The sequence below is a fragment of the Planktothrix pseudagardhii genome, from assembly GCF_904830925.1.
In the GTDB taxonomy this organism is placed as follows: domain Bacteria; phylum Cyanobacteriota; class Cyanobacteriia; order Cyanobacteriales; family Microcoleaceae; genus Planktothrix; species Planktothrix tepida.
Genome location: NZ_LR882967.1, coordinates 1,119,321 through 1,132,885, shown reverse-complemented (window position 1 = coordinate 1,132,885; position 13,565 = coordinate 1,119,321). Strand labels below are relative to the sequence as shown.

Here is a 13,565-nt window from a genome sequence, read left to right as displayed (position 1 = left end):
GTGCCGGAACTACCGGAAGTTGAAACCGTTCGCCAAGGTCTTAATCAAGTGACCTTGAACCAAACCGTTGTGGGTGGGGAGGTGTTGTTAAATCGCACCCTCGCCTACCCTTTTTCTGTGGATGAATTTTTGCAGAATTTAACGGGAATGGCGATCGCTCAGTGGCATCGCCGAGGGAAATATTTATTAGCAGAATTAGTTAAATTAGACCCAGAGAAAACCCCTGGAGGCTGGTTAGGGGTTCATCTACGGATGACAGGACAATTGTTATGGGTTGATCAAGAAAATCCCTTACAAAAACACACTCGTATTCGCTTATTTTTTGCTAAAAATCGAGAGTTAAGATTTGTCGATCAGCGCACCTTTGGTCAAATGTGGTGGGTTCCTCCTGATCAAAAAATTTCTAATATTATTACGGGATTAAATAATTTAGGCCCAGAACCGTTTGCAGCAGAATTTTCCGTTGACTATTTACAAGACCAATTTAAAAAGCGTCAACGGCCCATTAAATCAGCCCTTTTAGATCAAAAATTAGTGGCGGGAGTGGGAAATATTTATGCAGATGAAGCGTTATTTTTAAGCGGTATTGCCCCAACAACGCCTTGCACATCTTTAACTCGTCCACAACTCGAAGCGTTACGAAGCCATATTATTCAAGTCTTAGAAAAAAGTATTCAAGCTGGGGGGACAACCATTCGCAACTTCCTCAACGTTCAAGGGATAAATGGCAACTATGGTGGCACTGCTTGGGTTTACAACCGAACTGGGGAACCCTGTCGCATCTGTGAAACCCCCATTGAACGCTTAAAGCTGGCGGGACGGTCTGCTCATTTCTGTCCTCAATGTCAAGGGAGAGGGAATAGGGAATAGGGAATAGGGAATTACGAATTACGAATTACGAATTACGAATTACGAATGAGATAGAAAATAAAGACTATAAACCTTTATAGCCCTACGAATTACATTTAGAACAATTCTAAATCCAGCAAACCCTTTCACTCCCTACTGTTCCCTGTTCCCTGTTCCCTGTTCCCTTGCGCGTAGTGCTATAAAATTTGAAAAAAGATTCTATTACCACTTTAAGTTAACGAGCTATGGCGATTAAAAAAGGTGACTTGGTTCATGCAGTTCGGGAAAAGTTAGAAAACAGCTTAGAGGCAAAAGCCAGTGATACTCGGTTTTCTCCTTATATTTTTGAAACCAAAGGGGAAATCATGGAACTGCGAGGGGACTATGCTTTAGTTAAATTCGGACAAGTTCCCACCCCCAATATTTGGTTACGACTCGACCAATTGGAAGCAGCGCAATAGTTAACTTATAGCGGTTCTCAGAATTGCGGTGGACTTCAGATACAAGCCCCCACTGTAGTGGTACTTCGCTCAGTGGCGGGTAGTTAACCTTCTCGTGTTTCAAGTTGTGAGAATCTGATTATGCTATTATCTACTCCGTTTTTTCCTGCCTCTTGTCATTCCACACGGGTTTCAATTATTGGTGCTGGGAAAGTAGGCAGTACCCTTGCCCAACGGATTGTTGAACAAAATATTGCTAATGTTGTTTTATTAGATGTTTTAGAAGGAGTTCCCCAGGGAATTGCGTTAGATTTAATGCAAGCGGGTGCTGTTGAACGTCATGACCGACACGTTACAGGGACTAACAATTATGAAGATACGGCGGGTTCAGATATTGTGGTAATTACGGCTGGAAAACCTCGAATTCCAGGGATGAGTCGAGATGATTTAATTAGTATTAATGCCAAAATTGTAGCGGAGGCTGCGAAAAAGTCTATTCAATATTCCCCTGATGCGGTGTTAATTATTGTCACGAATCCTCTTGATATTATGACTTATATTGCCTGGAATGTGACGAAGGTTGAACCCCATCGAGTAATGGGGATGGCGGGGGTTTTAGATTCCGCACGATTTGAAGCTTTTTTAGGAATAGAGTTAGGAATGTCTGTGTCAAATATTGATGCAACCGTATTAGGAAGTCATGGCGATTTAATGGTTCCTTTACCTCGTTATACCACAGTTAACGGCATTCCCATTACAGAATTAATCGAGCCAGAAACGATTAATAAAATTGTTGAACGTACCCGCCAAGGAGGGGGAGAAATTGTTGAATTATTAAAAACGGGAGGAGCTTATTTTGCACCCGCATCTTCGGTGAGAATTATGGTTGAATCAATTTTACGTCAACAATCAAGACTATTACCCACCTGTTGTTATTTACAAGGACAATACGGTTTAAATGATATTTTCCTAGGGGTTCCAGCTTGGTTAGGATGTCGAGGAGTTGAACGAGTTTTAGAACTCGATTTAACAGAATCCGAACATGAAGCCTTAATGAAATGTGCAGAATCTGTTCGAGGAGGAATTAATCAAGCATTGGAAATGTTAACTGACAACTGACAACTGACAACTGACAACTGACAACTGATGATGCGGATACTTGATAACTAATTACTATTTTGGGTATAAGTTGCCATCGGTTCTTTAATCCAGCGAATATAAAAATGTCGGAAAGTGGATTTTAAGACACGAGGTAAACCAAAATCGATGGGAACTAAAGCATCGGGTAATTTCCAGTCGGAAACTTGTAATTCTTTTGGAGTTAATAACGGATAATTAATGTCTGTTAATTCAGAACATAATCCCAATCGTTGAGAAGCGGCAACAGTAGGAACCAAGCTCGGATCAACCTGAAGCAGATCAACAAGGGTTCTATCGAGGGAAAAAACGTGATCAGAAGCGGCTAAAATCCCTAATTCACGGGGTTCACCTCCACTGGGGCCATTACCTTCATGACCGATAATAGCATCTAAAATCGTTAAATTAGGGTTAATGGCTCTTGCGGTTTCTACTAACATTTCCCCAAACCGATTAACATCTTTTCCGGCTTCTAAATGCCACCAAGCTTTCATTTTTCCGGGGACACAACCAAAGAGGTTTTTAACTCCCATGGTTAGGGTAAGTTGAACGTGGGATTTTAGTTTGGGTAAATTAATCACCACATCCGCTTCCATCGCTTCTTTACTTAACCGTAAATGATCAAACCCTTCACTAACAGTTTGATAACGTTTCCCCTGAAATTCTACAATAGGCAAATTTAACGATTCAATCAAGGGTAAATAACCATTAGCACGGGCGACTCCCAAAGCACTCCCAAAGGCGGGACTATCCCCTAAAAAAGGTTTTCCTCCCGCCTCAATCACCAGTTTAGCAACGGCAGCCACCAATTCCGGTCGGGTAACGCATTCTTTTGTAGGACGACTTCCCGTTAATAAATTGGGTTTGAGAAGAACGCGATCACCCGGTTTTACAAAGGCTGTTATGCCGCCCCAAGGTTCCAGTAATGTTTTCAAGGACGTTTCTAGGGCTTGAGGGTGATAAGAATTAGCCCGAATTAAAGACACAGTTGGCATAAATCTGGAATCCTATAGGATGATTTAATCTATTAAGTAAGATGGCACAAGTTGAGTTATTCAGTAACTTTGAAACGACCGACTGCACCCCGATGTAGGGCGGTTACCCGTTGAGAATTCAGGAAAATTCCCTCTCCTTCTAGTTCCATAACCGGGGGTTTCAACTCGACTTTTTCCACTTTTGCCATATTAATCATGACCGTTTGATCAACCAGATGAAAGGTTAGCCAAGCTTGATTTAACAGTTGGGAAAGTAGGGGGGCTAATTCCGCCGAGGGAATGGGAATGCTAAAGGTTTCATCGTGGCCGTTGTCATAATAAAAGGTGATTTGCGTTGCTGTGGTCGCATTGTATTCTGCAAAAGACCCTTTGGGCATAGGTCAACTTCTCCTAAATGGGGCAATTTCACCAAGGAATTGAACGTTCCCACCTTATCTTAGATCGATATAGAATAATATTAATCATAGTTGTTCACTTTTTTGATTGCGAGAATGTCTAAATCTCCTCATCCTGGTAATATCTTTCTGGAAAATGTCCCTTGGCAGGATTTAGAAACGATTATTTTTAAACGGCAAAAAAATGGAGAGACTTTACTCACCTATGATAATGGGCGTTTGGAACTGATTACTCCCTCGCCTCTTCATCAAGAGTATCGTGAAATTTTAGAAGAATTTATTATTGCTTTATTGGATTTATACAATATTAATTATCGGGGTTTAGGGTTCGCCCTTTGGCAAAGACCCGATTTAAAAATTAGTTTAGAAGTGGATAGTTGTTTTTATATCCAAAATTTACCCAGGGTTGAAAAACTATTGACGATTAGTTTACCTGAAAATCCTCCGCCTGATTTAGTTGTGGAAATTGATTTAACTTATAAATCTCTTTCCAGGCGTTCTCTCTACGCCCGTTTAGGGATTCCTGAAGTTTGGCGGTGTGATGAAAATAAACTGAAAATTTATCAGTTAAACGAGGGAGAATATCAACAAATTTCTCACAGTTTCGTATTTCCTGAAATAGCCCTAGAAGGTTTACCGAAAATTATTAAAAATAATATCAAATCCGGGCGGGTTGCCGTGCGTCGGGAGTTTCAGAAATGGTTAATGACGGTTTAGGAAATCAGCAATGACATTACTATTATTAGGAGAATTTGAAAACCCTGAAGTTTGGGTTTCTGCACTCCAAACTTATCAACCGCAGTTAAAGATTGAGGTTTATCCTGATGTTGAAAATTTAGCAGAGATTGATGCAATTTTAGCGTGGATGCACCCATTGGGAGTGATTGAAAAATTCCCTAATTTAAAAGTCATTATCTCAACAGGTGCAGGTGTTGATCATATTTTACGAGATCCGAATTTACCTCCTGATATTCCAATTGTACGGTTAGTGGATGACTCTTTAACCTCGCAAATGTCGGAATATATTTTATTAGCGGTTTTACAGTATCATCGTCAATTGATAGCTTATAAAACTCAACAAAGTCAAGGGGTATGGCAAGGATTACCTCCTAGAAATACAGCTAATTGTACCGTTGGAATTTTAGGGTTAGGGGTTTTGGGTTTAGATATTGCTCAAAAACTCAAGATGATGGGATTTTCGGTGAGAGGTTGGAGTCGAACCCCTAAAGTTTTAGACACTATTAATTGTTTTTTAGGTGAGAAAGAATTTAAGTCATTTTTAAGTGAATGTGAGATATTAGTGTGTTTGTTACCTTTAACCCCAAAAACCGAAGGAATTTTAAATCAAAATACCTTTTCAGCTTTACCTCAAGGCGCCTATTTAATTAATGTAGCACGGGGGAAACATTTAGTTGAAGAAGATTTATTAAATGCTTTAAAATCCGGTCAACTTTCCGGTGCTTGTTTGGATGTTTTTCAAATTGAACCCTTACCGAAAAATCATCCTTTTTGGGCTCATCCAAACATTACAATTACCCCCCATATTGCCGCAAAAACTATTCCGGCTTGTGTAGCACCTCAAATTATTGACGCGATTAACAAAAGTCAAGGGGGATTATTATTAAATAATACCGTTGATGTATCCAGAGGATATTAATTGACTAGATACAATGATTTCAAATAATCCCGGCTTGTTGAAAAATTTGCTGGGGGGTAAATTGCAATCCTTCTAATAAATTATCCGTTAAAATTGCCTCATCTCGTTTTGTTTGAGGTGGTGCATCGGGATAAAAAATAGTAATGATTTTAGCTTTCGGGTCAATAACCCAAACCCTCAATACTCCAGCATTAAGATAATCAATGGCTTTTTCACTCATTTGACCAAAGGTTTGATCCGGCGATATAATTTCTATCACTAATTCAGGGGGAACTGGACAAGCTTCATCAATAAATCGGTCTAAAGGTAGACGACTATAGGAAATATAAAGTAAATCAGGAATTGGAACCCAATCTCGATTATTTTTTTTCAAAATAACCGCCCATTCTATGCCAATTTCTCCTTGATTTTGACACCATTGAGTTAAGAGGGTACATAAAGTTCCTCTAATTCGAGAATGAAAACGTTTGGGTGGTATTTTGGGAATTGCTTCTCCATTAATCAATTCATAATTTAAGTCGGTTTCAGGAAGGGTGAGAAATTCATCGAGAGTAAGTTGAGTTTTGATTGTTACCATCAGTTGATTGCTCAAAGGGGTGTTAGCTTGAGTTCGGGTATTGAATTGATTATAACAAGATTACAGAACATTTATTTTGTAGCCAAGACAGGCTTTCCAGTCAATACAACCTGTTCGATAATATCCGCCGCTTTCTTAACTCCCCCAGAGCGTGCAATTGCTTCTTGGAGGGCGATCGCTCTTTTTTTATAAGAATCTTCTGTTAATACTTTTATAATTGCTGTTCGCAATTTAGGAACACTTAATTTTTTTAAGGGAACCATTTCCCCAACTCCGGTATAAGCAATACGCACTGCAACTCCTGGCTGATCATTTGCTATGGGAATTGCTACCATTGGAACACCATTACTCAAGGATTCTAAGGTGGTATTCATCCCAGCATGAGTAATCGTTAAAGTTGCTTTTTGTAATAGTTCTAATTGGGGTGCATAGCCAACAATAATCGGATTTCCAGGTAATTTCGGTAACGATTCAGGTGTCGTCGAACCACCGAGAGAAATCACTAATTGAGCCTCTAATCCTTCACAAGCGGAAGCAATTTGTTGAAAAATATCTAATAAGCGATTTTGAATGGTTCCCATTGAAGCATAAATTAACGGTTTTCCATTCAACTGTTCAAAGGGAAAAGGAACAGGTTGACGACTAGCAGAATTATGATAAGGGCCAGTGAAATGAAAATACGAGGGTAAATTGGTTCTAGGAAACTCGAATTCCGCAGGTTGTTGACTAATTTGAGCTAGCTTAGAGTAAGCATCATTGGGGTGAGAATGCAATGGTAAATTCCACTTTTGACGATACTCCGCAATGACTTGTCGAATTGGTTTAGTCGCCTGGGTAATTAACTGATAGCCCAATTGATTGCGTAAACGCCCTTTCCAAGTTGGATTATATTGCCAAGTGGTGATCACGGGTGGAATATTAATATTTCGATTCAATACCAACGCACTACAAATTGTTATAAAAGGAATATTCAGAAACTCTGCAACGGTTCCTCCTTCTGGTGAAACTTGGTCTACCAGCAGAGCCTCTACACCTGCATTTTTAATAGCAGTTGGAGCCTCTTTAAGAACGGTATCTGCACTCTCAGCAAGGAGTTTAATCGTATATTGAAAAGCCGCTAATCCATTAAGTTTTCCTAATTGAGTCAGGGTTTCTGTGATCACTCTAGTAGTGGAATTACCTTGATCTAAGGGGTAGAATTCTAACCCACTTGCTAAGGTTTTAGCTTCAGCATCAAGGAAGTTAAAGACCGTCACTTGATGACCGCGACGCAGCAGTTCACACCCTAACGGGATCATGGTGTTGAGATGTCCAGTAGAGGCTGGACAGAGAATACCGAAGTGGGTCATTAGAAACGGCTCCGTGTGAGTTTAAACGATTTTTAGGATTTAATGATGGGGATGAAATGTTAGGAAAAGGGAATATATGACTTGTGTTAATCAGCGACTTTTAATCACTATAACTATAAACGGACTAAAAACAACTAACGGATAACTTATTTTTAAACAAACTCTGGCGTGGGGGGATAACTTATACTTTTGGCTAGGTACAAAAGCGAACTATCGTAGAGTTACGAGAATAAAAGAACAAGTCCTTTTTCCTTGTTCCAATGCTCTGCATTACAATGCTAACTTTGAGGCTCTACCTCAAATTAACAGGTTGCCAAACTCTAATTTTACGGTCTTTTCCCCCGCTAATTAGCTTTTGACCATCAGGGGTAAATACAACTGCGGTAACAGCATCAGTATGGGCTTCTAGTAAATATTTTTCTTTGGATTGTTGATCTTTTACATCCCAAAGTCCAATTTTATGATCGTTAGAACCACTCGCTAATAAACAACTATCAGGACTAAATGCTAATGTATTAATCGCTTCAGAATCCTGCCAATTGACTGAATACTCTTCCCAATTTTTAGTATCCCAAAGTTTAATTTTTCCCTGATCAGTCCCACTCGCTAACATTTTACCATCAGGACTAAACGCTAATGCATTAATCGCTTGTTTTGGAATCTGTAGCGTCATGATTTCTATTTTACTCAGAGTTCTTAAATTCCATAATTTTATATAACCATCGACATCGCCACTCGCTAAAATAAAGTTATTATGATCAACCGCTAAAGCAGAAATTGGGCTGGAATGGCTAGAAAATTCTACTATTTCTAAATTTTCTTCTTGAGTATCCCAGAGCTTAATCTTGCCATTAATAGTGCTAGTAATTACAAATTTGCTATCAGGGGTTAACGCCACTGCTTTAACTCGAATTGAAGCTTTTTCTGTTCTCCCAAAACGATTGAAAAATGAGTCTTTTAAATCAAAAATTCCTCCATACTCTGCTAAAGTTTTAGGTTTTTTTTCTTCTGGACTTTTTTCTTCTAGGTTTTTAATATCCCAGAGTTGAATCAGATTTACTTCTAACCCTCCAACCATAGCACTAACAATAAATTCTTCTGTTGGACTCAGAGCGATGGGTGTAGGAAATTTAAAGCCAGGTGTCATTTTTGAACCCGAAAATCGCTTAATTTTCCCTTTATTTAACAAATCATAAACAATAATTTCTTGATCACAACCTACTGCTATACGATTTCCATCCGAAAAGCTAACAATAGAACAAATTTCACTATCACACTCTAGCATTTGTTCTACTTGCCATTTTTTGCTAACCGTTGATTTTTGGCGAGTTCCCTGAGATGAAGGTTCAGATTGTTCAATATAACGATTAAGCGTAATATATTGTAAGCTACCTTCATTTTGTTCAAGGTTAGTTAACTTAAAAACTTCAGAAGGTTCAGCAGGAACAGGCTTGATAATTTCCCAAAATTTACGATAACATTCCATCAGAGGTTTGTGAATCTCCTCTAACGTTGTTTGACTTAACCTAAAATTAGGTTGAAATTCTTTAATAACAATCCCTTCAATTAAACGAATTTTTCGACCAAAACCATCGGTTAAAACCCCAGTTTTAGGCAAACCTGTATTATCACCTGTTGCTAAAATAACTCGAAAAATTAAGGTTAATTTGCCAACGGAAGGATGATCAATTTCTTGATAATAAGCAGTTTCAGGCTTTGAAACCTCTCCTATTGCCACTTTTGCCAAAATAATAGAAACATCCGCATTACAGATAAAATCAGGAGCAACAATTGTTCTGTAATCCAGGTATTGATTACGACTGACTAGAAATGACCAAGCTGGTGTATAATTCATGGTAATTCAATTTTAGATTCAGGGAAATTTTTATAAAGTTCAGTTTGCAGGAGTAAAAAACAATCTAAGGCATACTTTAAAGCGGTTTGTTCATCTGCAACTTGTGTCAATGTTTGTTCGCGTTCTTGACGTAGTTCTTCAGATCTTCTCTGAGCGAGTTCTTGTTTTTGGTTTGCAGATGATTGAGCTAATTCTGATGTAAAATAAATCATTTTCTGCAAAGAACCTGTAGCAAACTCATATTTTTTAGGTAAAAAGGTTTCAACAACGGCGGGTACAAATTCTGCAACAACTTTTAGACCTTCACCCACAATTTGACCGACTTGCTCAAAAAAATTGAGGTTAGCTTTTACTTCAGTTTTAGCTGCTTTCATCTCCTGTTCTTGTTTCTCTAGCCTATTATATTCAGCTTGAATTAAATCAGGTAAAACACAAGCTAAAGGTAATTCAACTTGAAACGGTTTAGGTAAAACTCCTGGTGTTTTTAACATACTTCCGTCAGGTTGCAGTGTGGCAAAACCTTTACCCACAGCACTAACCGGAATTAAACGAATAGGAACTCCTGCTTTCTGACAATTCTGTACTAAGTTTTTAAACTCATCAATACTTAATAAAAGATCTAAAACTTCCTGAAGCGAATATTTATCTTCAAGCGCAACAACGGGGTCAGGATAGAGTTTGTGTAGATTGGGGAGATGCACCAGAAATATTGACGTTTTATGGTCGTCAAGAAGAAGAAAATTGTTTACAAGAATGGATGATTAAAAAATCCTACCGTTTAATCGCACTTCTAGGAATAAGTGGAGTCGGTAAAACCAGTTTAGCATTACATTGTGTTGAACCCATCAAATCTGAATTTCACACGATTATTTATCGCAGTTTGCGATTTTGCCCAAGTTTAGAAGAGATTTTAACTCATTGTTTAGAAGTATTTTCTGAGTCTTCCATTATTCCTCCCACTTTAGATGCTAAATTGACTCAACTTTTCAAATATCTCCGTCAATATCGCTGTTTAATTATTCTGGATGATGTTCAGATGTTATTTGCACCTCAAGAATTAGCCGGATGTTATCAAGCGGGCTATGAAAATTATCGCTTATTTTTCAAACAAATTGCTGAGGTTTCCCATCAAAGTTGTTTAATGCTCTTAAGTTCAGAAAAACCCAGAGAGGTTGCAGAATTAGAATTAGAACATGATACTATTTTTTCTTTAGTATTAGGAAGTTTAGGACAAGCATCTAAACAAATTTTAAGGGATCAAAAATTAAGGGATGAAACCGAATGGAATGAGTTAATTAAACGCTACGAAGGTCATCCCCTGGGATTAAAGTTAACGGCGGCTTTAATTCAAGAATTTTTTGGGGGATGTGTCTCTGAATTTTTGCAGTGTTCCCCACCGATTTTATGTGAACCCTTGCAATTTCGATTGTATCAACAACTAGAACGTTTAACAACCTTAGAAATGAAAATAATAAATACATTGGCTCATGAAGATCAACCTTTAAATTTATCTGCAATCAATCACAACATTCAGTTATCTTATCCCGAATTTTTGAAAGGTTTGCAATCTTTAAATTTGCGGTTATTTTTGAAAAAGTTTGAACAAAATAATATAAAATTATTTACTCTTGACCCTTTGTTAAGACATTTTTTAAAACATACTATTTCTTCAGAATAAAAGTGATCTTTTGTCTAAAACTAAAAACAGAGTTTATAATCGTTTTAACCTAACGTATATAATCTCCTATCCTGTCTATAGCGCTACTTGAAGAGGGAACAGGGAACAGGGAACAGGGAACAGTAAGAAGTGAAAGGGTTTGAGAATTCATAAATGTCCTAACCGTAATGCGTAGCGCTATACAAAAATTATCATCTGATTATTCTAAACCACAACATTTAATGATAATAGTTGCTAATTTTTGGGCGGCTCCGGGTTTCCCTCTAACTTGTCGTAAACGCTGGCCCATGGCTTCTAATTGTTCAGGATGGTCTAAATAATTTAAGACTAAATTAGCGATATCTTCGGGTTTGAGTTCTCCGACTAATTCGGGTACAATTTCCTGTTTTGCCCAAATATTCGGCCATGCAAATAGTTTACCTTGTTTTAACACGAATTGATTAATAACTTTAGCAAAAATAGATCCTAAACCGGGTAAATTTGCTAAAATTCCGGGTATCCCATCCCAAGAACGCATGGCATCTAATTGTTGAGTGGGTAATAATACAATCATGGGAACAGCTAATGCTCCTAATTCGGCGGTATTGGCTCCCACTGTGGTTAAACAAATTTGACAGTTTGAGAGTAAATCATAAGCGGGAAAGGATGTATAAAGTTCTATTTTGATGCCGTTTTGAGTTTCTAAATAAGCTGGATCTCCTAAATGAAGTTGTGCTGAAATTCCACCAAATTTTGCTATAATGGGGTTATATTGAGGATCGGCAAAACGAGCTAAGGTTTGTAAATCTAAGGTAGGTGCAACAGGAATAATAAATCGAGTTTTAGGTCGTTTTTGGTGTAAATATTCAACAATGGCTAAGGTTAAGGGGATACCTTGGGTTAATTTTGCTGCTTTAGAACCGGGTAATAATCCAATCATTATATCCGAAGAAATAGGAGAGGAAGAAGCCGATAAAGCTACATCCGCCATTAAATCTCCGATGACTTCTAATTTACTTTGATAGGGTTGGGGAATAGTCTCTAAAATCTCGGATTTCATCACCCCAAAACGATTAATATAACGCCACCAACGCGCCTCCCATTCGGCATAAATAACGCTACGATAGCCTAAGCGTTTACTAACAACTACGGTAAAAAATTGATCTCCTCCTAAAAATAAAACGACACCTTGTTGATACCAGTCCCAATTTTCTGCGGTTTTTCCAAATAACAAAAATTGCCAAAAATATTCTGCCCCTTGAACTCGATCAATTTCTGGGTAAGAACGAGCAATATTAACCTCTTTTCCAGTTGCATTGGGACAGGGAGATAATATTAAAGAAATTCTGGCTTGAAATGGTTGATTTTGTAGCTGTTCTCGTAAGGCTTGAACAACGGGACGCACCCAAGTTGTAATTTCACCAGGGCCATTAGAAAGAATTAAAATATCAATATTATTTTCCATATTAAAGCAGAGAATTACGAATGGAGAATGGAGAATGGAGAATGGAGAATGGAGAATGGAGAATGGAGAATGGAGAATGGAGAATGGAGAATGGAGAATGGAGAATGGAGAATGGAGAATGGAGAATGGAGAATGGAGAATGGAGAATGGAGAATGGAGAATGGAGAATGGAAAGGAAAAGACAGGTGTACTTTAGGTTTGAGGATTAATCACGCTGGCGATCACCATAAATCAAATATTTTGTAATTGCTCCAAATTGATTATATCAACAACAGGAGAATGACGATTTAATATAATATCATTATGTCTTTTAAGCAAGATGATCTGAGCTATAAATACCCAAAATAGTTGTGATAGATTACGAGATTTAACATGATTTTTAAGATCTGAAAGTTTGGCTTTTAAAATTATTTTATTTTCGAGTTTATAAACCCAATTCCTTCCCCGTTTAGAAATTTGAAAACAATAACCCGGAAGATAACCGCCTCGATTTGCCCAAAAGGCATAACGTTCTCCTAATGTAAAATAGTGAAAAATGTTATTAATTCCAGCAATTTTTGCTAATTCCGGTGAAATTCCTAATGAATTATAAGTCACCGTTGAGCGAATATAATCTGAATATTTAATCACAATTTGTTGAGCCACTTTTCCTCCTAAACTTTCTCCAATCATATCGGGTTTTTGTCCTTGTTGGGTATGATTTTTTAACCAAGCGATCGCACCTTTTTTTTCAGCCGATTTTAATTGCCCTTCCCAACTAGCAATAAACACATCGGGCGTATCTTCTATAACGCGATAAAACGGATACCATGACCCATAGCCGCGAATTACTAAAACAGGAGGTTGATCAGCTTTTAAGGGAAGACGACCCTCGGCATAAAATCCGGTTTTTTTATCTTCAAATACTTGATCAATAATATAATCTCCTAAAACTTTTTGTCCGATTTTATGGTTAATATAAATAGACGGAGCATCGGGTTCAAAAAGTCCTTTAACTTGGGGTTTTGCAAATTGTTCATAGAGACGATCCAAACTATGCCGCCCTGTTACTGGATCAATAAAACCCTCTTTCAGAATAGCAGAAGAATTTGAACCTTGATTTTTAGAGAAGAAATTAAACCAATTTTTGATCAGAAATTTCACCGCACGTTAAACCCATTGTGACGCTAATTTTTAATAAAAGGGAAAT

Annotated in this window: 15 protein-coding genes; 7 read left to right on the top strand and 8 right to left on the bottom strand. The window is 37.8% G+C overall.

The window, feature by feature from the left end; all coding sequences use genetic code 11:
• The 3 genes from NMK36_RS04865 (at window position 1) to mdh (ending at window position 2,408) form a co-directional block, all read left to right on the top strand.
• On the top strand, window positions 1-870 hold the full coding sequence (locus tag NMK36_RS04865) for a DNA-formamidopyrimidine glycosylase (RefSeq protein WP_072722772.1): 870 nt from the start codon (window positions 1-3) through the stop codon (window positions 868-870).
• A gap of 224 nt (window positions 871-1,094) precedes the next feature.
• The gene (locus NMK36_RS04860; protein ID WP_072722771.1) at window positions 1,095-1,310 is read left to right on the top strand and encodes an NAD(P)H-quinone oxidoreductase subunit O; all 216 of its coding nucleotides are present in this window, start codon (window positions 1,095-1,097) and stop codon (window positions 1,308-1,310) included.
• A gap of 120 nt (window positions 1,311-1,430) precedes the next feature.
• Window positions 1,431-2,408: a malate dehydrogenase gene (gene mdh, locus NMK36_RS04855; RefSeq protein ID WP_254173108.1), complete on the top strand. Its 978-nt coding sequence runs from the start codon at window positions 1,431-1,433 to the stop codon at window positions 2,406-2,408.
• A 47-nt stretch (window positions 2,409-2,455) separates the two neighbouring features.
• Here the strand turns inward: mdh and NMK36_RS04850 are convergent, their stop codons facing one another.
• Both NMK36_RS04850 and NMK36_RS04845 read right to left on the bottom strand, forming a co-directional pair.
• On the bottom strand, window positions 2,456-3,421 hold the full coding sequence (locus tag NMK36_RS04850; protein WP_254173107.1) for a DUF362 domain-containing protein: 966 nt from the start codon (window positions 3,419-3,421) through the stop codon (window positions 2,456-2,458).
• Window positions 3,422-3,477: 56 nt separating this feature from the next.
• Window positions 3,478-3,798, bottom strand: a complete 321-nt coding sequence (locus NMK36_RS04845; protein ID WP_072722768.1) for a hypothetical protein — start codon at window positions 3,796-3,798, stop codon at window positions 3,478-3,480.
• Between the two features lie 114 nt (window positions 3,799-3,912).
• Between NMK36_RS04845 and NMK36_RS04840 the strand changes: the two genes are divergently transcribed.
• Window positions 3,913-4,533 (top strand): Uma2 family endonuclease, encoded by a 621-nt coding sequence (locus NMK36_RS04840; protein WP_254173106.1) that lies wholly within the window; start codon window positions 3,913-3,915, stop codon window positions 4,531-4,533.
• Window positions 4,534-4,543: 10 nt separating this feature from the next.
• The gene (locus tag NMK36_RS04835) at window positions 4,544-5,473 is read left to right on the top strand and encodes a 2-hydroxyacid dehydrogenase (protein WP_072722766.1); all 930 of its coding nucleotides are present in this window, start codon (window positions 4,544-4,546) and stop codon (window positions 5,471-5,473) included.
• Between the two features lie 19 nt (window positions 5,474-5,492).
• Here the strand turns inward: NMK36_RS04835 and NMK36_RS04830 are convergent, their stop codons facing one another.
• The 4 genes from NMK36_RS04830 to NMK36_RS04815 form a co-directional block, all read right to left on the bottom strand.
• Window positions 5,493-6,050: a Uma2 family endonuclease gene (locus NMK36_RS04830; protein ID WP_254173105.1), complete on the bottom strand. Its 558-nt coding sequence runs from the start codon at window positions 6,048-6,050 to the stop codon at window positions 5,493-5,495.
• A gap of 71 nt (window positions 6,051-6,121) precedes the next feature.
• A complete protein-coding gene (locus tag NMK36_RS04825) occupies window positions 6,122-7,399 on the bottom strand; it encodes a glycosyltransferase (protein WP_254173104.1) in 1,278 nt (425 codons plus the stop codon).
• A 292-nt stretch (window positions 7,400-7,691) separates the two neighbouring features.
• Window positions 7,692-9,254 carry a WD40 repeat domain-containing protein gene (locus tag NMK36_RS04820; RefSeq protein ID WP_254173103.1) on the bottom strand — a complete coding sequence of 521 codons (1,563 nt, stop codon included), beginning with the start codon at window positions 9,252-9,254 and terminating at the stop codon, window positions 7,692-7,694.
• The gene (locus NMK36_RS04815; protein WP_254173102.1) at window positions 9,251-9,955 is read right to left on the bottom strand and encodes a hypothetical protein; all 705 of its coding nucleotides are present in this window, start codon (window positions 9,953-9,955) and stop codon (window positions 9,251-9,253) included. The genes NMK36_RS04820 and NMK36_RS04815 overlap by 4 nt, the downstream gene beginning before the upstream one ends.
• Before the next feature lie 8 nt (window positions 9,956-9,963).
• Between NMK36_RS04815 and NMK36_RS04810 the strand changes: the two genes are divergently transcribed.
• Window positions 9,964-10,932 carry an NB-ARC domain-containing protein gene (locus NMK36_RS04810; protein ID WP_254173101.1) on the top strand — a complete coding sequence of 323 codons (969 nt, stop codon included), beginning with the start codon at window positions 9,964-9,966 and terminating at the stop codon, window positions 10,930-10,932.
• Between the two features lie 199 nt (window positions 10,933-11,131).
• Here NMK36_RS04810 and NMK36_RS04805 read toward each other — a convergent pair whose 3' ends face one another.
• On the bottom strand, window positions 11,132-12,376 hold the full coding sequence (locus tag NMK36_RS04805) for a lipid-A-disaccharide synthase (protein WP_254173100.1): 1,245 nt from the start codon (window positions 12,374-12,376) through the stop codon (window positions 11,132-11,134).
• A gap of 20 nt (window positions 12,377-12,396) precedes the next feature.
• Here NMK36_RS04805 and NMK36_RS04800 point away from each other — a divergent pair, with 20 nt between their 5' ends.
• Window positions 12,397-12,585, top strand: coding sequence for a hypothetical protein (locus tag NMK36_RS04800; protein WP_254173099.1), 189 nt, complete (start codon window positions 12,397-12,399; stop codon window positions 12,583-12,585).
• A gap of 22 nt (window positions 12,586-12,607) precedes the next feature.
• On the opposite strand, the gene NMK36_RS04795 is transcribed toward NMK36_RS04800, so the two are convergent.
• Window positions 12,608-13,519 carry an alpha/beta hydrolase gene (locus NMK36_RS04795; protein WP_254173098.1) on the bottom strand — a complete coding sequence of 304 codons (912 nt, stop codon included), beginning with the start codon at window positions 13,517-13,519 and terminating at the stop codon, window positions 12,608-12,610.
• Window positions 13,520-13,565 lie beyond the last annotated feature (46 nt).